Origin of the sequence: Hydrogenophaga sp. (assembly GCF_018780385.1) — a bacterium.
GTDB lineage: Bacteria > Pseudomonadota > Gammaproteobacteria > Burkholderiales > Burkholderiaceae_C > Hydrogenophaga.
In genome coordinates this window covers 21805-40288 of sequence record NZ_JADMJO010000056.1, presented here as the reverse complement: position 1 = coordinate 40288, position 18484 = coordinate 21805, and the positions used below count along the sequence as shown (strand labels likewise).

20 protein-coding genes are annotated in these 18484 nt (G+C 67.4%); 18 read left to right on the top strand and 2 right to left on the bottom strand.

The features are described 5' to 3' along the window. The first annotated feature begins 22 nt into the window (after positions 1-22). The 3 genes from IV113_RS17615 (at position 23) to IV113_RS17605 (ending at position 3194) form a co-directional block, all read left to right on the top strand. Positions 23-1417, top strand: coding sequence for an ethanolamine ammonia-lyase subunit EutB (locus IV113_RS17615; RefSeq protein ID WP_291087563.1), 1395 nt, complete (start codon positions 23-25; stop codon positions 1415-1417). Then, positions 1414-2196: an ethanolamine ammonia-lyase subunit EutC gene (gene eutC / locus IV113_RS17610; RefSeq protein WP_291087560.1), complete on the top strand. Its 783-nt coding sequence runs from the start codon at positions 1414-1416 to the stop codon at positions 2194-2196. Before IV113_RS17615 ends, eutC begins: the two co-directional genes overlap by 4 nt. 77 nt (positions 2197-2273) lie before the next feature. Beyond that, positions 2274-3194, top strand: a complete 921-nt coding sequence (locus tag IV113_RS17605) for an HTH-type transcriptional regulator ArgP (RefSeq protein WP_291087558.1) — start codon at positions 2274-2276, stop codon at positions 3192-3194. An 8-nt stretch (positions 3195-3202) separates the two neighbouring features. Here IV113_RS17605 and IV113_RS17600 read toward each other — a convergent pair whose 3' ends face one another. Next, positions 3203-3583: a tautomerase family protein gene (locus IV113_RS17600; protein WP_291087555.1), complete on the bottom strand. Its 381-nt coding sequence runs from the start codon at positions 3581-3583 to the stop codon at positions 3203-3205. Between the two features lie 117 nt (positions 3584-3700). Between IV113_RS17600 and IV113_RS17595 the strand changes: the two genes are divergently transcribed. The 13 genes from IV113_RS17595 to IV113_RS17535 all read left to right on the top strand — a co-directional run bounded on the left by IV113_RS17595 (position 3701) and on the right by IV113_RS17535 (position 15305). After that, positions 3701-4609, top strand: coding sequence for a LysR family transcriptional regulator (locus tag IV113_RS17595; protein WP_291087552.1), 909 nt, complete (start codon positions 3701-3703; stop codon positions 4607-4609). A 12-nt stretch (positions 4610-4621) separates the two neighbouring features. Further along, complete coding sequence (gene argS / locus IV113_RS17590) at positions 4622-6295, top strand: arginine--tRNA ligase (protein ID WP_291087549.1); 1674 nt, start codon at positions 4622-4624, stop codon at positions 6293-6295. A 14-nt stretch (positions 6296-6309) separates the two neighbouring features. Next, positions 6310-6993, top strand: coding sequence for an SPOR domain-containing protein (locus tag IV113_RS17585; protein ID WP_291087546.1), 684 nt, complete (start codon positions 6310-6312; stop codon positions 6991-6993). 77 nt (positions 6994-7070) lie between these two features. After that, a complete protein-coding gene (locus IV113_RS17580) occupies positions 7071-7724 on the top strand; it encodes a thiol:disulfide interchange protein DsbA/DsbL (protein WP_291087543.1) in 654 nt (217 codons plus the stop codon). Between the two features lie 188 nt (positions 7725-7912). Beyond that, positions 7913-8548: a lipopolysaccharide transport periplasmic protein LptA gene (gene lptA, locus IV113_RS17575; protein WP_291087540.1), complete on the top strand. Its 636-nt coding sequence runs from the start codon at positions 7913-7915 to the stop codon at positions 8546-8548. A 5-nt stretch (positions 8549-8553) separates the two neighbouring features. Further along, positions 8554-9348 carry an LPS export ABC transporter ATP-binding protein gene (gene lptB / locus IV113_RS17570; protein ID WP_291087537.1) on the top strand — a complete coding sequence of 265 codons (795 nt, stop codon included), beginning with the start codon at positions 8554-8556 and terminating at the stop codon, positions 9346-9348. A 142-nt stretch (positions 9349-9490) separates the two neighbouring features. Then, positions 9491-11116 (top strand): RNA polymerase factor sigma-54, encoded by a 1626-nt coding sequence (rpoN, locus tag IV113_RS17565; protein WP_291087534.1) that lies wholly within the window; start codon positions 9491-9493, stop codon positions 11114-11116. After that, positions 11113-12459: a THUMP domain-containing protein gene (locus tag IV113_RS17560; protein WP_291087531.1), complete on the top strand. Its 1347-nt coding sequence runs from the start codon at positions 11113-11115 to the stop codon at positions 12457-12459. The genes rpoN and IV113_RS17560 overlap by 4 nt, the downstream gene beginning before the upstream one ends. A gap of 11 nt (positions 12460-12470) precedes the next feature. After that, positions 12471-12905 carry a putative toxin-antitoxin system toxin component, PIN family gene (locus tag IV113_RS17555; RefSeq protein ID WP_291087593.1) on the top strand — a complete coding sequence of 145 codons (435 nt, stop codon included), beginning with the start codon at positions 12471-12473 and terminating at the stop codon, positions 12903-12905. Then, on the top strand, positions 12895-14019 hold the full coding sequence (locus IV113_RS17550; protein ID WP_291087528.1) for a hypothetical protein: 1125 nt from the start codon (positions 12895-12897) through the stop codon (positions 14017-14019). The genes IV113_RS17555 and IV113_RS17550 overlap by 11 nt, the downstream gene beginning before the upstream one ends. Positions 14020-14057: 38 nt before the next feature. Further along, on the top strand, positions 14058-14447 hold the full coding sequence (locus tag IV113_RS17545; protein WP_291087526.1) for a DUF488 family protein: 390 nt from the start codon (positions 14058-14060) through the stop codon (positions 14445-14447). Between the two features lie 2 nt (positions 14448-14449). After that, positions 14450-14920, top strand: coding sequence for an anthrone oxygenase family protein (locus IV113_RS17540; RefSeq protein WP_291087523.1), 471 nt, complete (start codon positions 14450-14452; stop codon positions 14918-14920). A 28-nt stretch (positions 14921-14948) separates the two neighbouring features. Further along, positions 14949-15305 (top strand): GFA family protein, encoded by a 357-nt coding sequence (locus tag IV113_RS17535; RefSeq protein WP_291087520.1) that lies wholly within the window; start codon positions 14949-14951, stop codon positions 15303-15305. Between the two features lie 18 nt (positions 15306-15323). Here IV113_RS17535 and IV113_RS17530 read toward each other — a convergent pair whose 3' ends face one another. Further along, positions 15324-16943, bottom strand: coding sequence for an FMN-binding glutamate synthase family protein (locus IV113_RS17530; RefSeq protein ID WP_291087517.1), 1620 nt, complete (start codon positions 16941-16943; stop codon positions 15324-15326). 76 nt (positions 16944-17019) lie between these two features. Here IV113_RS17530 and IV113_RS17525 point away from each other — a divergent pair, with 76 nt between their 5' ends. Then, positions 17020-17820 (top strand): UPF0149 family protein, encoded by an 801-nt coding sequence (locus tag IV113_RS17525; RefSeq protein ID WP_291087514.1) that lies wholly within the window; start codon positions 17020-17022, stop codon positions 17818-17820. Between the two features lie 186 nt (positions 17821-18006). Then, a complete protein-coding gene (locus IV113_RS17520; RefSeq protein WP_291087511.1) occupies positions 18007-18393 on the top strand; it encodes a tautomerase family protein in 387 nt (128 codons plus the stop codon). Positions 18394-18484: the final 91 nt, after the last annotated feature.

Below are 18484 nucleotides of genomic sequence, written 5' to 3'. Positions count from 1 at the left end.
ACATTGCAAAGGACGCTCGACCGTGAACCTGGGCGTCACTCTCGGGGCGCACAGCTACCGTTTCGGCAGCCTGCGTGAGGTCATGGCCAAGGCCACGCCGCTGCGCTCGGGCGACTGCCTGGCCGGCGTGGCCGCCGCCACTGAACAGGAGCGGGTGGCGGCGCGCTGGGTGCTGGCCGACGTACCGTTGACCGAGTTCTTGAACGAGGCGCTGATTCCTTACGAAGAGGACGAAGTCACCCGGCTCATCATCGACAGCCATGACGCCGCCGCCTTCGAGCCGGTCGCCTCGCTCACCGTGGGCGGTTTTCGCGACTGGCTGCTGTCCACGCAGGCCACGCCCGAGGTGCTGCGCCGGCTCGCGCCCGGCCTCACCCCCGAGATGGTGGCCGCGGTGAGCAAGCTCATGCGCAACCAGGACCTGATGCTGGTGGCGAAACGCTGCGAGGTCGTCACGCGCTTTCGCAACACGCAGGGCCTGCGCGGCCACCTCTCGGTGCGCCTGCAGCCCAACCACCCGACCGACGACCCCGCCGGCATCGTCGCCAGCATGATCGACGGCCTGATGCACGGCGCCGGCGACGCCGTGATCGGCATCAACCCGGTGTCCGACAGCGTGCCCGACCTGGTGCGCCTGAACCACATACTGGCCGACGTGCTGGCACGCGGCGAGATCCCCACGCAGACCTGCGTGCTCACCCACGTCACCAACACCATGCAGGCCATGGCGCACGGCGCGCCGGTGGACCTGGTGTTCCAGTCCATCGCCGGCACGCAGGCGGCCAACACCTCGTTCGGCATCGACCTCGCGCTGCTCGACGAAGCCCACGCCATGGCGCAGGCGCTCGGGCGCGGCACGGTGGGCCGCAATGTCATGTACTTCGAGACCGGCCAAGGCAGCGCGCTCTCGGCCAACGCCCACCACGGGCTGGACCAGCAGACCTGCGAGGCGCGCGCCTACGCGGTGGCGCGCCGCTACGAGCCGCTGCTGATCAACACCGTGGTCGGCTTCATCGGCCCCGAATACCTCTACGACGGCAAGCAGATCACCCGCGCGGGGCTCGAAGACCACTTCTGCGGCAAGCTGCTGGGCCTGCCCATGGGCTGCGACATCTGCTACACCAACCACGCCGAGGCCGACAGCGACGACATGGACGCGCTCATGACGCTGCTGGGCGCGGCGGGCTGCAGCTTCATCATGGGCATCCCGGGCTCGGACGACATCATGCTGAACTACCAGAGCACCTCGTTCCACGACGCGCTGGTGCTGCGCGAGATGCTCGGTCTGAAGCGCGCGCCCGAGTTCGAGGCCTGGCTGCAGGGCGTGGGCGTGACCGACGCGCACGGCCAGTTGCTGCCCGCGCCGCGCCAGCCGGCGCTGCCGTCTTCGCTGTGGACCCTGCCGCAACCCGCATGACCACACCCAGCCGCGACCTCTGGGCGCACCTGCGCCAGCACACCCCGGCGCGCATCGCACTCGGTCGCACCGGCGTGAGCCTGCCCACGCGCGAGGTGCTCGATTTCGCGTTGGCCCACGCGCAGGCGCGCGACGCCATCCACCTGCCGCTGGACACCGAGGCCTTGAGCGCGCAGCTGCATGAGCAGGGCTGGCCGTCGCCACTGCTGCTGCACAGCCAGGCGCGCGACCGGCACGATTACCTGCTGCGGCCCGACCTCGGGCGGCGGCTGGACGCCGAGAGCGTCGCGCGACTCGCGTCGGCCGGTGCCGATGACCCCGATCTGGTGCTGGTGCTGGGCGACGGTCTCTCCGCCCTGGGCATCCAGCAACACGGCGCGGCGCTGCTGGGCGCGATCCGCCGCGCGCTCGACCCCGCCGTCCGACTCGGACCGCTGGTGGTGGTGCGCGAGGCGCGCGTGGCGGTGGCCGACGAGGTGGGAGAACGCCTGGGCGCCGCTGCGGTGGCCATGGTGGTGGGCGAGCGCCCCGGCCTGAGTTCGCCCGACAGCGTGGGTATCTACCTCACGCACGCGCCGCGCGTGGGCTGCAGCGACGCGCAACGCAACTGCATCTCCAACGTGCGCCCCGCCGGGCAGGACCTGGACACCGCCGCGCGCCGCCTGGTCTGGCTGCTCGGCGAGAGCCGCCGCCTGGGCCTCACGGGCGTGGGGCTCAAGGACCACAGCGGCCTGCCGCTGGCGGGGCTGCCCCTGGGCGCCCGCACCGAACTGGCCTGAGCGGTCGCGCCCCAGGAGGCGTCAGGCTTAAACTGAACCTGATCAAACCCCTTCGGGTTGAGTTTTTCTCAAGCGCCATGCTCGACGCCCGCCAACTGGAGGCCCTCAACGCCGTGATCGAACACGGCGGCTTCGGCCCGGCCGCCAAGGCCCTTTCGCTCACGCTGGCGGCGGTGTCGCTGCGCATCAAGTCGCTCGAAGACACACTGGGCCAGCGCTTGCTGGTGCGCGGCAAGCAGGTGCGCGCCACGCCGGCCGGGCAGGCGCTGCTGGGCCACGTGAAGCAGTTGCGGCTGATGGAGGCCGATCTGCTCGATGGTTTGCAGGGTGGGGCGCAGCCGCGGGGCGGCGTGCGCTGGCAAAGCCTGGGCGTGGCCATCAACGCCGACTCGGTGGCCAGCTGGTTTTTGCCCGGTGTGGCCACCTTGCTGCAGCGCCACCACCTGCTGCTGGAGATCCTGATCGACGACCAGGACCACACGCACGACGCCCTGAAAAGCGGTGACGTGATGGGTTGTGTGACCACGCTGGCCACCGCCATGCGCGGCTGCGTGGCCGAACCGCTGGGCGTGATGCGTTATCGCTGCGTGGCCTCACCGGCCGTGGCGCAGCGCTGCCGCACGCCGCGCGGCGCCGTGTCCGTGCACAAGCTGCTGGCGCAGCCGGCGGTGATCTTCAACCGCAAGGATGCGTTGCAGGACGCGTTTCTCGAACAGCACTTCGGGCTGCGTCAACCCAACTACCCGCGCCATTTCGCGCCGGCCGTGGAGGCGTTCGAAACCGCCATCGAGCTGGGTCTGGGCTGGGGCATGGTGCCCGAACAGCACCTGGCGCAGCGCCCCGGCTTGCAGGAAATCCTGCCCGACGCCACGGTGGACGTGGCGCTGTACTGGCAGCACTGGGCGCACGAGTCGCTGTCGGCCCAGCGACTCACCGTCGCGGTGAAGGCCGCAGCGCGCGAGCACCTGCGGCCGATGGCGCCGGCGCATCCCGCCTGAACAGGCTCTCAGGTGTGCAACAGCCGCCCGCCGCCAAACGACCAGTTCTCCCAGGTCGTTTCCTTGAAGCACACCATGACGTGCTCGGTCTGCACGCCGGCCGCCGTCAGCGAAGCCATGAGGTGGGCGAGCAGGGCGCGCTTGACCTTCACACTGCGGCCCGCGGACCAGAGGATTTCGATCAGGGCGAAGTCGGGCGTTCGGTCGGTGCTCAGGTCGGGGTAGCGCGGGTCGAAGCGGAAATCTTCTTCCTCCAGCGCCAGCACGCGCTGGAACAGGTCGTCGAGCGGCACGCCGCTGGACACCAGTGCCGCATGCACGGCATCGAGAAGCGCGGCCTTGCGGGCCGGGGAAGTGGATCGCCGGACGGTGAGAGTGACGAGGGGCATGGTGGACTCCGGAATGTTGGGGGTGAGAGGTTCACTGTATTGATGTGACTCCAAGCCGGAAACGGCTTGAATCGCTATATGGCTTTGCGTTCTAGGCAAAACCAGCACAATGCGGCGATGAAACTCGATCTGGACGACGCGGCCCTGTTCCTGCGCGTGGCCGAGCTGGGCTCGCTCTCGGCGGTGGCGCGCGAGCGCCACGCGCCGGTGAGCCTGGTCTCGCGCACCCTGGTGCGGCTCGAAGAGCGCTGCGGCGTGCGGCTGATGCACCGCAGCACCCACGGCCTGAGCCTGACCGACGAGGGCGACACCTTCGCGGCCCATGCGCGTCGCATGCTCGACACGCGCGACGAACTCGCCGTCGCGTTCCGCCACAAGCGCGCCGGCCCGAGCGGCTGGGTGCGCGTCAGCGTGAGCCCGGTGCTGGCCGAAACCCTGATCCTGCCCAGCCTGCCGTCCCTGTACGAGGCGCACCCGCAGGTGCAACTCGAGGTGCTGGCCGACGACCGCGTCTGCGACCTGGCGCGCGACGGCGTGGACGTTGCCGTGCGCACCGGTGTGGTGCCGGGCGACAACCAGGTGGCGCGCCAGATCGGCGAGCATGGCCGCCGACTCTGCGCCTCGCCGGACTACCTAGCGCGCTTCGGCACGCCGCAGCACCCGGACGAACTGGCTGCGCACCGGCTCGTCACGAGCAGCGTCAGCCCGTGGCTTAACCGCTGGCCGTGGGCGGCCCACGCCGGCCAGCCCGAGGGCACCAGCTACCTCCCCCAGGGAAACACGCGCACCGACAACTCCGCCGTGCTGCTGTCGCTGGCCTTGCGTGGCCTGGGCATCGCGCGCCTCAACGATCTGGTGACCCAGCCGTACATGGCGCGCGGCGAACTGGTGCCTGTGCTCGACGACTGGTTCGATCGCGGTCGCATCCCCGTCTACGCCGTGATGCTGCGCGAGCGGCACCGCCTGCCCAAGCTGCGCGCCTGCATCGACCACTGGGTGCAGTGGCTGTCGCAGGCCCCCGCCTAAAATCCCCTCTCTATGCTCAAGATCAAACAGGAACTGCTCGACGGCCTCGCCTCCGAGCTCGACAAACTTTTGCCCGGTGCAGCCGCGCGCGCGGCGTTCGAGTCGCCCAAGGTGGCGGCCCATGGCGATTTCGCCAGCACCGCGGCCATGCAACTGGCCAAACCGCTCAAGCTCAACCCGCGCCAGCTCGCCGACACCCTGCGCGCCGCGTTGCTGGCTCGCCCCGAATACGCCCTGTGGGTGTCCGACATCGACATTGCCGGCCCCGGCTTCATCAACATCCGGCTCAAGCCTGCGGCCAAGCAGCAGATCGTGCGCGAGGTGCTGGCCGAAGGCGCGCGCTTCGGCATCCATGAGCCCAACGGCCAGCGCCTGATGGTGGAGTTCGTCTCGGCCAACCCCACCGGCCCGCTGCACGTGGGCCACGGCCGCCAGGCCGCGCTGGGCGACGCGATCTGCAGCCTGTTCCAGACCCAGGGCTGGAGCGTGCACCGCGAGTTCTATTACAACGATGCGGGGGTGCAGATCGGCACGCTGGGCACGTCCACCCACCTGCGCGCGCAAGGTTTCAAGCCGGGTGATCCGCAGTGGCCCGAGGCCGCCTACAACGGCAACTACATCGCCGACATCGCGGCCGACTTCCTGGCGAAGAAGACGGTGAAGGCCGACGACCGCGAGTTCACCGCCAGCGGCGACATCAACGATCTGGACGGCATGCGCCAGTTTGCGGTGGCCTACTTGCGCCACGAACAGGACCTGGACTTGCAGGCCTTCGCAGTGAAGTTCGACCACTACTACCTGGAGTCCAGCCTGTACACCAGCGGGCGGGTTGAAGCCACGGTGCAGAAGCTGATCGACGCCGGCAAGACCTACGAGCAGGACGGCGCGCTGTGGCTCAAAAGCACCGACTACGGCGACGACAAGGACCGTGTGATGCGCAAGTCCGACGGCTCGTTCACCTACTTCGTGCCCGATGTGGCGTACCACATCAGCAAGTGGGAGCGCGGCTTCACCAAGGTCATCAACATCCAGGGCACCGATCACCACGGCACCATTGCGCGCGTGCGCGCCGGCCTGCAGGCGGCCAACGTGGGCATTCCCCAGGGCTACCCCGACTACGTGCTGCACACCATGGTGCGCGTGGTGCGCGGCGGCGAAGAGGTCAAGATCAGCAAGCGCGCCGGCAGCTACGTGACGCTGCGCGACCTGATCGAATGGACCAGCAAGGACGCGGTGCGCTTCTTCCTGCTCAGCCGCAAGCCCGACACCGAATACACGTTTGACGTGGACCTGGCGGTGCAGAAGAACAACGACAACCCGGTTTATTACGTGCAGTACGCGCACGCGCGCATCTGCTCGGTGCTGGCCAGCTGGGGTGGTGATGTGGCCACGCTGAAAGACGCCGACCTGTCCGCGCTCGACAGCGCGCCGGCCCAGGCGCTGATGCTGCTGCTGGCCAAGTACCCGGCCATGCTGAGCGAGGCCGCGCGCGACCTCGCGCCGCACGACGTGACCTTCTACCTGCGCGAGCTGGCGGCCAGTTACCACAGCTACTACGACGCCGAGCGCATCCTGGTGGACGATCTGGCGGTGAAGATGGCGCGCCTGGCCCTGGTCGCGGCCACCGCGCAGGTGTTGCACAATGGTTTGGCAGTGCTGGGCGTGAGTGCCCCGCAGAAAATGTGATGGCGAAACAAGCGATGAAAAAGAAACCTGTGCAATCCCGGAGTTCGCTCGGAGGCACCTTGATCGGCCTCGTGGTGGGTCTGCTGGTGGGGCTGGGCATTGCGCTCGCGGTGGCGGTTTACGTCACGCGCGTGCCGATCCCGTTTGTCGACCGCAACGTGTCGCGCAACGCCGGCCAGGACGCGCTGGAAGCCGAGCGCAACAAGGGTTGGAACCCCAACAAGGTCATCAACGGTGAGGCCGGCACCGCGCCGCCCCCGGTGCCGGTGCCGGCACCCGAGGCCGCAGGGGCGATCGTGGTGCCACCGGCCGACGGCAAGGGCCTCCCACCCGTGCCAGCAGCCGGAAGCAAACCGGCCGCCGATCCGCTGGGCGAACTGGCCCAGTCCCGGCTGGGCACGCCACCGGCCGCCGCGCCCGCAGGAACCCCTCCCGCCGCCGCACCCGCGCCCGGCGCGGACCCGTTCACCTATTTCGTGCAGGCCGGCGCCTTCCGCTCGCCCGAAGACGCCGAAACCCAGCGTGCCAAGCTCGCCATGTTGGGCATCAACGCCGATGTGACCGAGCGCGAACAATCCGGCCGAACCGTGTACCGCGTGCGCGTGGGCCCGTTCAATCAGAAGGCGCTGGCCGACCTTACCCAGGAGCAACTGGCTGCCAATGGTGTCGAAGCTGCGCTGGTGCGCGTCCAGCGCTGACCCGCAGCCGCAGGCAGGCCGGGAACTTTCAGCGCACCGCCGGCCCCCAAGCAAGCCTCATCAAGGAGTCTGATTCCATGCAACGTCGCGATTTTTCCCGGTCCCTGCTGGCCGCCGGCACCACCGCCCTGGCCGCCACCGGTGGCCTGACGCTCACCCCTGCGCTGGCCCAGCGCGTGGCGCCCAAGGAGGGCACCGATTTCATTCGCCTGAGCCGCCCCGCGCCCGTGGAGAGCCCGGCCAGCCAGGTCGAGGTGGTCGAATTCTTCGCCTACAGCTGCGTCCATTGCTTCAATTTCGAACCCGCGTTCGACGAATGGATGAAGAAGAAGCCGGCCAATGTGAACGTGCGGCGCATGCCGGTGGCTTTCAGCCCCGCTTTTGTGCCCATGCAGCGCCTGTACTTCACCCTGGAAGCCATGAAGCTGGTGGACCGGCTGCACTCCAAGGTGTTCCAGGCAATGCATGTGGACCGCCAGCAACTCACCACCCAGCCCGTCATCACCGCCTGGATCGACAAGCAGGGGGGCGTGGACATGGCCCGCTTCAACGAGTTCTACAACGGCCCCGCGGTCGCTCTGGCCGCCAAGGCCACCCAGTTGCAGGAGGCCTACAAGGTCGAGGGCACACCTTCGTTGGGCGTTGCCGGTCGCTACTACGTCAATGGTCAGGGCTCCCGCACCCTGGTGGTGGCCGACGCCTTGATCGTCGAAGCAGCGCGCAAGGCCTGAGCCGCGTCACGTCGCGTCAAAAAAGAAGGCCCGCATCTGGCGGGCTTTCTCTTTGGGGGTCGAGGTGGGGCTGACTCCTCGACATTCATGAATTCATGTGCGAAAAGAGTCGGTAAAGGGGGCGCTCGGGCCCGTTCAACCTGCATCCGGTCGTTACAATGAATGCAAGTTTCGTGCCCTAAAACTCCATGCATTCCACCTTGCCCCACCTCTCCTTTCACCGGTCGTTCTGGCCGAGCGCCTGCCTGGCGGTGGGTTTGCTGCTGACCGGTGCAGCGCAGGCCGAAAAGGCCGATCGCAACCTGCCGCTCAATGCCGAGGCCGATGCCTTGCGTTACGACGACGCCCGCCAGACCAGCATCTTCACAGGCAACGTGGTCATCACCAAGGGCACCATCATCATCCGGGGTGCCAAGGTCGAGGTGCGCCAGGACGCCCAGGGCAACCAGTTCGGCATCGTCAACGGCAGCCCGGGGTTTTTCCGTCAGAAGCGCGACCTTGTGGACGAATTCATTGAAGGCACGGCCCTGCGCATCGAGTACGACAGCCAGGCCGACACCGTGCGTTTCGTGGGTGATGCGATTCTCAAGCGCTTCAAAGGCACCGAGCTCAACGACGAAACCACCGGCAGCGTGATCGTCTACAACAACACCACCGATGTCTTCACGGTGGACGGTGGCGTGGCGAACCGCACCGCCAACAACCCCACCGGACGCGTGCGCGCCATGCTCACGCCCGTGCCCAAGGAGGGCACCCCCGCCCCCAGGCCGGCGCCGCCGGCCAAGCTTCGACCCAGCACCCAGCTTGGCGAGGGCCAGCAGTGACGGCGATGCCCTCGGCACAGGCCTTGAGCCCGGGCAAGCGCTCGGCGCCCGCCCCCGATCTCAGCCGGCTGGAGGCCCAGGGCCTGCAGAAGGCTTACGGCAGCCGCAAGGTGGTCAAGGACGTGTCGCTCGCGGTCTTCAAGGGTGAAGTCGTCGGCCTCCTGGGCCCCAATGGCGCGGGCAAGACCACTTCTTTCTATATGTTGGTCGGCCTGCTGCGCTCGGACGCCGGGCAGATCCTGCTCGACGGCCAGGCCATCCAGGACCTGCCCATCCACCGCCGCGCGCGCCTGGGCCTGGGCTACCTGCCACAGGAAGCCTCGATTTTTCGCAAGCTCAACGTGGCCGACAACGTGCGCGCGGTGCTGGAGTTGCAAGAGGACGACGCCGGCAAGGCGCTGAGCAAGGCGGCCATCGAAGCCAGGCTCGACGAGTTGCTCAAGGACCTGCACGTGGACCACCTGCGCGATTCGCCCGCGCCCGCGCTCTCGGGTGGTGAGCGTCGCCGGGTCGAGATCGCGCGCGCCCTGGCCACCAACCCGCGTTTCATCCTGCTCGACGAGCCTTTCGCCGGCATCGACCCGATCGCCGTGATCGAGATCCAGCGCATCATCGGTTTCCTCAAGTCGCGCGGCATTGGCGTGCTCATCACCGATCACAACGTGCGCGAAACCCTGGGCATCTGCGACCGCGCCTACATCATCAACGACGGCCACGTGCTCACCAGCGGAACACCGGCCGAGATCGTCGAGAACGCGGACGTGCGCCGCGTCTATCTCGGCGAACACTTCCGCATGTGATGGAAAGCATCCGCTCCCTGCACGGCTGTGCAATTTCACCGGCGCGAGGTGCCCCATCCAGGGCACCCGAGGATCCGGCTTCGCCGGTCCCAGGGTGCGCCCCCCTGGGGGGGACGCGCGCAGCGCGGCGGGGGGGGAGCCTGTGAAACAAGGCCTGTCACTTCGGGTATCGCAGCACCTGGCGCTCACGCCCCAGTTGCAGCAGTCCATCCGCCTGCTGCAGCTCTCGACGCTGGAGATGGCGCAGGAGGTCGAGCAGATGCTCGACGAGAACCCGTTCCTCGAACGCTCCGAAGACCTCGCCGAGCGTGAAGCCTTTGGTCTGGAGCAGACCGACGCACCGGTGAGCGCGGGCGAGCAGATCGCCGAGGCCGCGCTGCCCGAGGCGCCAGGCCCGATGCTCTCCAGCAACGAATCGAGCAGCAGCTCCAGTGACACCAGCGAGGGCGACGCGATCGAGAGCAAGCTCGACGGCGCCACGCCGGTGGAAGAAAGCTGGGAGGGTGACGGTACGGTGGAGATGGCGCCGGACGACAGCGAGTGGGGCGGTGACGCACCCGCGCGCAACAACAATTCATCCGGTGACGACGACACCGCGAGCGCCGCCGATCTGGCCCGCGCCCACATCAGCCTGCAAGACCACCTGCACGACCAGGCCCGCTGCCTGCGCCTGTCGGACGAAGACCGTGCCGCGCTGTATTTCCTGATCGAGTCGCTCAGCGACGATGGCTACATCGAAGACACGCTGGCCCAACTGGCCGCGGCCTGGCAGGCCCTGTCGGGCCCGATGGAAACCGACGACCCGAACGAAGGCCTGGAAGAACGCGAGGCGCTGGAGCAGCGCCTGGCCATGGCGCTGCAATTGCTGCAGCACATGGAGCCCGCCGGGGTGGGCGCGCGCAACCTTGCCGAATGCCTGCGCCTGCAGATTCTGGAGATGCGCAACACGCCCGAAGCCCGGGCTGCTCTGGCCATCTGCGGGCAGACCATGGAGCTGGTGGCCAAGCGGGATGTCAAGCGCTTGTGCAATCTGTGCGGCCTGGACGACGAAATGGTGCGCGCCGCACTCGGCCTCATTGCTCGCCTGGAGCCCAAGCCGGGCCGCCGCTTCGTGGACGTGGAGCGCAACCTGGTGGTGCCCGACGTGCTGGTGACGCGCGCCGGCCGCGGCTTCAAGGTGTTGCTCAACCCCGAGGTGATGCCGCGCCTGCGCGTGCACGACGTCTACGCCAGCGCCATGCGCCAGAACCGCGGCGGGCGCGACAACGGCGGTGAGGCCGGGCACGCTGCCATGCAGCAGCGCCTGCAGGAGGCGCGCTGGTTCATCAAGAACATCCAGCAGCGCTTTGACACGATCCTGCGCGTGTCCAGCGCCATCGTCGAGCGCCAGCGCAACTTCTTCATGCACGGCGAACTCGCCATGCGCCCGCTGGTGCTGCGCGAGATCGCCGACGAACTCGGGCTGCACGAGTCCACCATCAGCCGCGTGACCACCGCCAAGTACATGTCCACGCCCTTCGGCACCTACGAACTCAAGTACTTCTTCGGTTCGTCGCTGGGCACCGAAACCGGTGGCAACGCGTCGAGCACGGCGGTGCGCGCGTTGCTCAAGCAGTTCATTTCGGCCGAGGAGCCGGCCAAGCCGCTGTCGGACAACCAGCTCTCCGACCTGCTGCGCGAGCAGGGCATCGAGTGCGCGCGCCGCACCGTGGCCAAGTACCGCGAGGCGCTGCGCATTGCGCCTGCCAATCTTCGCAAAACACTTTGAACCAACTACAAGTTTTCCTCCCCTGCGCCGCCGGCGTGGAGGACATGCTCGCTGCCGAGGTCAAACGCATCACCGGCGTGGACGCGCCGCACAAGGCGCGCGGCGGCGTGGCGCTCAACGCATCGTGGCGCGACGCCATGCGCCTGAACCTGCACAGCCGCCTCACGCAGCGGGTGCTGGTACAGCTCTGGCACGGCGAATACCGCAGCGAACAAGATCTCTACCACGCCGCCAGCGACGTGGCCTGGGAGATCTGGTTCACGCCGGCGCAGACCATCAAGGTCGAGATCACCGCGCAGCACAGCCCGTTGACCTCGCTGAACTTCGCCGCGCTGAAGGTGAAAGACGCCATTTGTGACCGCTTCCGCGAGAAGCGCGGTGAGCGGCCCAGCGTCAACACCACCTGGCCCGACGTGCGGATTTACGTGCACCTGACCACCGACACGGTGAGCCTGTACATCGACACCTCGGGCGAGCCGCTGTTCAAGCGCGGCTGGCGCGAAGACAAGGGCGATGCGCCGCTGAAGGAAACCCTGGCCGCGGCCATGATCGCCGCCACCGGCTGGGACGCCTGCGCCGACCAGCCACTGGACGAGATCGTGCCGCTGTACGACCCCTGCTGCGGCAGCGGCACGGTGGTGATCGAGGCGGCGCAGATCGCGCTCAACATCGCGCCAGGCCTGCTGCGCCGTTTCGCCTTCGAGAAGCTGCTGCCGTTCCAGCCGCACGTGTGGCAACCCATTCTGGAAGACGCCGAACGCCAGCAGCGCGAGTGGCCCGAGGGCCACGCGCCCATCGTCTTCGGCAGCGACGTGTCCTTCCGCATGGTCGACTTCGCCCAACGCAACGCCGAGCGCGCGGGTGTGGCCCACGCCATCGAGCTGCGGGGTGGCGACGCCCTGCAGCGCATGCCGCCGAGCGACAAGCCCGGTGTGATGCTGCTCAACCCGCCCTACGGCGAGCGCATTGCCGCCGCTGGTGTGGCCGGGCAAAGTTCGGAAGACCGTGCGAGCGCCCGCGCCCAGCGCATGGCGCCGCGCGAGCCCCGCACCTTCACCGTGGGCAAGGCCGCGCCACCCGCACCGGGCCTGGGCAGGGAGAGTGCGCAGATGGCCGACGGCGGTGACGGTAGTGACTTCTTCAACCAGCTCGCCGCCCACTGGAAGAGCCACTACGCCGGCTGGAGCGCCTGGCTGCTCACGCCCGACCTCAAGTTGCCGGGCAAGATGCGCTTCAAGGAATCGCGCCGCGTGCCGCTGTGGAACGGTCCGATCGAGTGCCGCCTGTTCCGCTTCGACCTCATCGCGCGCAAGCCGCGCCCCGAGCCCGACGCCGAGGACTGAGCGTGGTCGCGGTGCCCGACACCACCGACGTGCTGGTGCTCGACACCAACATCGCGCTCGACCTTTTCGTTTTCCAGGATCCGGCCACCGCGCCGCTGCGCGAGGCGCTGGAGCGCACGCCCGGCGAATGGCTGGCCACCGCCGCGATGCGTGAAGAGCTCGTGCGTGTGCTCACCTACCCGCAGATCGCGCGCCGCCTGACCGCGCAGGCCCGGCCCGCGCAAGACGTGCTCGATGCGTTCGACCGCTGCACGCGCCTCGTGCCGGAGGCACCCAAGGCGGCCTATACCTGCAAGGACGCCGACGATCAGAAGTTCATCGACCTCGCGGCGGCACACCGCGCCACACTGGTCAGCAAGGACGACGCGGTGCTCTGCATGGCCAAGCGCCTGGCGCGTGTCGGTGTCAACGTTTGTCGAGAGTGGAGCCCCAGCCATGTCGATTGAAACGCGCCTGCTGTCCCTCATCCTCAGCGCCCTGTGCTGCGCCAACGCCTGGGCCATCCAGCGCTGCGAGCTCAATGGGGAGAGCGTGAGTCCCTACAACGGCAACACCACCGCTGGAAAAAGTGGCGTGATGCGCTGCACCGACGACGATGGCCAGGTGCGCCGCCTGGACCAGACGCTGCGTGATGGCCGCTTGGTCGGGCCGGTGGTGATGGTGCTGGCCGACGGTGAGCGGCGCGAGTACAGCGTCAACGAACGCGGCAACCGCGATGGCGTGGCGCGCACCTTTGATGCAAAGGGAACGCTGCGCAAGGAAGAGAACCTCGAAGACGGCAACGCCGTGGGCGTGCAGAAAAACTTTGCCGAAGCCGGTCACCTGCAGGAACTGCATTTTTCGGCCGGCCGGCGCACCGTGCTCACCATCGCCTGGCTGGCCGACGGCAGCTTGACCGAGCTGCGCTGTGCCGCCGTGACGCTGGTGCCGCAAGACCGCGAGGTGTGTGGTCACGCCGGCCGCGCCAGCGAGGTCACGCTCTACCGCGAGGCCGGCAAGCCCGTGGGCACCGTGAGCTACCTGCAAGGCCAACTGCAGCGCTTGGCCGTGCTCGACCGCGAAGGTCGGCTCGTGCGCAACGAAGAACTCAAGGACGGCCGGCGCATCAAGCGGGTGTTCTACGCATCGGGCAAGCCACGCTCGGAGGCCGACTTCATCGAACGCGATCCCAACAGCCGCGAGGGCCGCGAAGGGGTCGCTCGCGAGTGGGCCGAGAGCGGACAACTCACCCAGGAAACCACCTGGGCCGACGGCTTTGAACAGCGCATCCACCAGTGGTACCTGAACGGCAAGCAGAAGCTGCGCCAGCAGATCCGCCGCGACGGCCGCAACCAGGAGCGCACCACCGAGAGTTTCTGGGACAACGGCCTGCCCGCGGCGGTGAACAACGAGCGCAACGGCCGTCTGCAAGGCTGGCAGAAATACTTCACCGAAACGGGCGTGCTCGCGCGCGAAGACGAACACGGCGAGCGTGGCGTGCTGCTGCGCCGCAAGCACTACGGCGTGCAAGGTGTGTTCGAGCGCGAGGAGCGTTTTCTGGAAGACGGCTCGCGCATCTGATCTGCGACGCTCGGGGTTGCAACAAACGAGGAGACACCGTGGTCATTCGCGTGGTTCGGCTGGGCAGCGACAGGGGGGTGGGCGAAGGCACCCGCATCGGCACCGTGCGACGGCCACCGCGCGGCGTGCCCAAGACCGCCTTCGCCTCGGGCAACTGGTACGACGTGTGGTTCCCCAACCTCGCGCCCAGCGTGGAGACCATGAAGCTCGGTCAGGCCGCACAGACACCCACGCAGTGGCTGGCCTTCACGCGAAAATACCGCACCGAAATGGCCACGCCCGACAACAGCCGCAGCCTCGATCTGCTTGCGACGCTCTCGCACCAGACGGATTTTTCCGTGGGCTGCTACTGCGAAGACGAATCGCACTGCCACCGCTCGGTGCTGCGCGCGCTGCTGCGGGAGAAAGGCGCGAAGGTGGAACCATGAGCATGACCGACCTTCTGGTTCTCTTCACCGCGCTGGGCGCGGCCACGGTGGGCGGTGTGTTCTTCGCCTTCTCCAGCTTCGTCATGAAGGCGCTGGCGCAGTTGCCCGCCGCGCAAGGCGTGGCCGCCATGCAGCGCATCAACATCGTCGTGATCAACCCGTGGTTCATGGGCGTCTTCATGGGCACCCTGCTGCTGTCCATCGCGTGCGTGGTGGTGGCCTGGTTGACGTGGAGCGCGCCGCACTCGGTCTGGCTGCTCGCGGCGGGCCTGCTCTACGCCGTGGGCACCTTCGGCGTCACCATGGCCTTCAACGTGCCGCGCAACAACCACCTGGCGCGCCTCGACGCCGCGTCCGCAGAGGCAGCGGCCTACTGGCCGGTCTATGTGCGCGAATGGACCTTCTGGAACCATGTGCGCACGGTCGCGGGGCTGACGTCGGCGGCGTGCGCGGTCCTGGTTTGGACCAAGTGATGTTCTTTCCACCCACAGCGAGATCAACATGTCCAACACACGCTATTCCGGCAGCTGCCACTGTGGCCAGGTGGCCTTTGAAGTCGAGGGAACGATCGACAGCGCCCTGGCCTGCAACTGTTCGATCTGCTTGCGCAAGGGATCGCTGCTCTGGTTCGTGCCGCGCGCGCAGTTCACGCTGAAAACGCCCGACGACGCGGCCAGCACCTACCTGTTCAACAAGCACGTCATCAAGCACCGGTTCTGCGCCAACTGCGGCATTCATCCCTATGGTGAGGGCGTCGATCCCAAGGGCAATGCCATCGCGGCGGTGAACCTGCGCTGCATCGAAGGTCTGGTCCTCAAGTCGATCCCGGTCCACGAGTTCAACGGCCGCGACAAGTGATGCGCGCCGGGGCCTGATTCAGCCCAACCCGAACCGGTCCGCATGCGCCTGCGGCCAGTACATGGTGAACACCGCGTGCTGGCCGGCGAGGTCGTGCAGCAGGGCCCCGGGCGGGGTTTCGGGCAGCAGGTTGGCGAGCAGGCGCACCTCGTTCTGATTGACGCGGCGCACCAGGTGGTGGGCGGTGATCTCGCCGGGGTGTTGCAGGCCGGCAGCCTGAATGAGCTCCTGCAAGGCCATCAGCGTGCGCTGGTGAAATTGGTGAACGCGCTCGGCCTTGTCGGGCACCACCAAGGCTTGCTGGCGCACGGGGTCTTGCGTGGTCACCCCCGTGGGGCACTGGCCGGTGTGGCAGCTCTGCGCCTGGATGCAGCCCAGCGCAAACATGAAGCCGCGCGCGCTGTTGCACCAGTCGGCGCCGATGGCCATGGCGCGCACGATGTCGAACGCGCTGATCACCTTGCCCGCGCAACCGATCTTGATACGGTCGCGCAGGTTCACACCCACCAGCGTGTTGTGCACCAGGCGCAGGCCTTCCTGCAACGGCGCACCCACGTGGTCGGTGAATTCCAGCGGTGCCGCTCCGGTGCCGCCCTCGGCGCCGTCGACCACGATGAAGTCGGGCGTGATGCCGGTGGCCAGCATGGCCTTGACGATGGCGAACCACTCCCACGGGTGGCCGATGCACAGCTTGAAGCCCACCGGCTTGCCACCGGAGAGTTCGCGCAACCGGACGATGAAATGCATCAACTCGATGGGCGTGGAGAACGCGCTGTGAGTGGCGGGTGAGATGCAGTCCTGTCCCACGATCACGCCGCGCGCCGCCGCGATCTCGGGCGTGACCTTCGGCCCGGGCAACACACCGCCGTGCCCGGGCTTGGCGCCCTGGCTGAGTTTGATCTCGACCATCTTCACCTGCGGGTCCATCGCATTGGCCTTGAAGCGGTCTGGGCTGAAGTGGCCGTTCTCGTCGCGGCAGCCGAAGTAGCCCGAACCGACTTCCCAGATCAGGTCGCCGCCGTGCAGTCGGTGGTAGGCCGAGATCGAACCTTCGCCGGTGTCGTGCGCGAAGCCGCCGCGCTTGGCGCCGGCATTGAGCGCCTGGATCGCGTTGGCCGAGAGCGCGCCGAAGCTCATGGCCGAGATGTTGAACACGCTGGCCTCATACGGTTGCGTGCAACCGGGCCCGCCGATGGTGAGTCGAAAGTCGTGCGAGGCAATCAGGCTGGGGGCCATCGAGTGGTTGAGCCACTCGTGGCCGCTGGCACGCTGGTCAACCTGCGAGCCGAAGGGGCGCTTGTCGGTCTCACCCTTGGCGCGCGCGTAGGCCAGGCTCCGCTGGCTGCGCGAGAACGGTGTGGCCTCGTTGTCGCTCTCCAGAAAGTACTGGCGGATCTCGGGGCGGATCTTCTCCAGCATGAAGCGCAGGTGGCCGATGACCGGGTAGTTGCGCAGCACCGAACTTTTCGTCTGCCGCATGTCGTGGATGCCCAGCGCCGAGAGGCCGGCGAACACGAGGAACCAGAAGCCGCCGATGCCGAACGCGATCAACGTGAACAGGCTCAGCAGCGCCAGCACCACACACAGGCCAAGCGCGGTGTAGCGCACGGGGTAGAGGGCGTTCAGGCGGTCGAGCATGCAGGCTTTCGGGGGAGGGTGCGGAATACACTTCAGCCCATCATAAAACCCGAGCCCTTGCAGGCCACTTGACCCCATGAACACCCCTCTGGAGCCGGCCGCCGCGCTGGACAACGGCGACTTCGACACACTCGACGCCATCCTGGACGACCTGCGCACACGCGGCGAAGACGTGCCGCAATGGGAGTTCTGCGAAGGCGCCATGGCCGCGCTGCTGTGCACGCGTCGCCCGGTGGAGCCGGCCGAATTCCTTCCCATGCTGCTGGGCACCGGTCCGCTGCCCACCGCACCGCAGGAAGACGGCACACACTTCGCCAACACCGCGCAATATGAGCAGTTCATGGCGTTGTGGGCGCGTCGCAGTGCCGAGGTCTCGGCGTCCCTTGCCGCGTCGGTGGAGACGCTGGAGGACGAGCGCAGCTACCACCCCGAGTTGATGGACGTGCGCGGTGCCGTGGCCGCCTTGCCCGAGGTCGAGCGCGCCGATTTCAAGGACCAGGAACTGCCGGCCTACGCGCAGGTGTGGGCGCTGGGCTTCATGTTCGTGGTGGAGAACTGGCCCGAAGACTGGGAGCCGCCGCGCGACAAGGAGACCGCCGCCTGGATCGACGAGGCGCTGGACCACGTGGTGGCCCTGACCGAAGACGACACCGGCACGCCCACCGTGAACATGCACGCCGAGGACGGTCCGCCGAGCGTGAGCGACGAGCGACTCAATGCCTTCGGCGCGGCCATCTGGGCGGTGTATGACCTGGCCCAGATCGGCCGAAGCCTGGGGCCGCGCGTGGAGCCGGCACGCAAGGAAGTCACACCGGGTCGCAACGACCCATGCCCTTGCGGTAGCGGGAAAAAATACAAGAAGTGCCACGGGGCTTGATACCGACCATCAAAGCCGGCGCGCCTGCACGTTTCGCGCGGTGCCGGAAGCCGCCACTGTTCACAACACGGAGGCCTTGGCCGAGTAGACACAGACCTTCTCGGTCTGTAGGCTGTCATGCAGATAGCGAATCCGCAGGGCGCTCACAAGACCGCGCGTCGTCTCTCACTCACATCCGCACCACTCATGCCCATCGTCAAAATCGAAGTCTGCCGCTCTCGTCCTGTTGAGCAAGTCTCTGCTCTCATCGAAGCCGTGTACCAAGCGCAACTCATTGCCTTCAAGCTCCCGGAGGACGACAAGCAGATTCGCTATGTTGAGCACAGGCCAGAGTACTTTCCGGTTCCGCCGGGCAAGACCGAGAACTACACCTTTGTCGAGTTCCAGATCTTTCCAGGCAGGTCACTCGATGCAAAGCGCAACTTGTACCAGGGCATCGTCAGTCGCTTTGGCGAACTGGGCATTCAGCCCAGCGACATCATCATCGTCCTGCACGAGCCGTCGCTGGAGAACTGGGGCATCCGTGGTTTGCCGGCGTCCGAGGTTGATCTCGGTTTCAACCTCAACGTGTGAAGAGGCGCCCGGACCCTCCAACGTTGGGCGTCACTGAACCACTTGACGTGGAGAGAGTGCAGCGCAATGAATTCGGTCAACCTTGCAACAC

What these genes read in the sequence shown, in the direction of transcription:
- eutC (WP_291087560.1), top strand. Translation starts at nt 1,414, where the DNA reads ATGACCACACCCAGCCGCGACCTCTGGGCGCACCTGCGCCAGCACACC.
- IV113_RS17605 (WP_291087558.1), top strand. Translation starts at nt 2,274, where the DNA reads ATGCTCGACGCCCGCCAACTGGAGGCCCTCAACGCCGTGATCGAACAC.
- IV113_RS17600 (WP_291087555.1), bottom strand. Translation starts at nt 3,583, where the DNA reads ATGCCCCTCGTCACTCTCACCGTCCGGCGATCCACTTCCCCGGCCCGC.
- IV113_RS17595 (WP_291087552.1), top strand. Translation starts at nt 3,701, where the DNA reads ATGAAACTCGATCTGGACGACGCGGCCCTGTTCCTGCGCGTGGCCGAG.
- argS (WP_291087549.1), top strand. Translation starts at nt 4,622, where the DNA reads ATGCTCAAGATCAAACAGGAACTGCTCGACGGCCTCGCCTCCGAGCTC.
- IV113_RS17585 (WP_291087546.1), top strand. Translation starts at nt 6,310, where the DNA reads ATGAAAAAGAAACCTGTGCAATCCCGGAGTTCGCTCGGAGGCACCTTG.
- IV113_RS17580 (WP_291087543.1), top strand. Translation starts at nt 7,071, where the DNA reads ATGCAACGTCGCGATTTTTCCCGGTCCCTGCTGGCCGCCGGCACCACC.
- lptA (WP_291087540.1), top strand. Translation starts at nt 7,913, where the DNA reads ATGCATTCCACCTTGCCCCACCTCTCCTTTCACCGGTCGTTCTGGCCG.
- lptB (WP_291087537.1), top strand. Translation starts at nt 8,554, where the DNA reads ATGCCCTCGGCACAGGCCTTGAGCCCGGGCAAGCGCTCGGCGCCCGCC.
- IV113_RS17550 (WP_291087528.1), top strand. Translation starts at nt 12,895, where the DNA reads ATGTCGATTGAAACGCGCCTGCTGTCCCTCATCCTCAGCGCCCTGTGC.
- IV113_RS17540 (WP_291087523.1), top strand. Translation starts at nt 14,450, where the DNA reads ATGACCGACCTTCTGGTTCTCTTCACCGCGCTGGGCGCGGCCACGGTG.
- IV113_RS17535 (WP_291087520.1), top strand. Translation starts at nt 14,949, where the DNA reads ATGTCCAACACACGCTATTCCGGCAGCTGCCACTGTGGCCAGGTGGCC.
- IV113_RS17530 (WP_291087517.1), bottom strand. Translation starts at nt 16,943, where the DNA reads ATGCTCGACCGCCTGAACGCCCTCTACCCCGTGCGCTACACCGCGCTT.
- IV113_RS17525 (WP_291087514.1), top strand. Translation starts at nt 17,020, where the DNA reads ATGAACACCCCTCTGGAGCCGGCCGCCGCGCTGGACAACGGCGACTTC.
- IV113_RS17520 (WP_291087511.1), top strand. Translation starts at nt 18,007, where the DNA reads ATGCCCATCGTCAAAATCGAAGTCTGCCGCTCTCGTCCTGTTGAGCAA.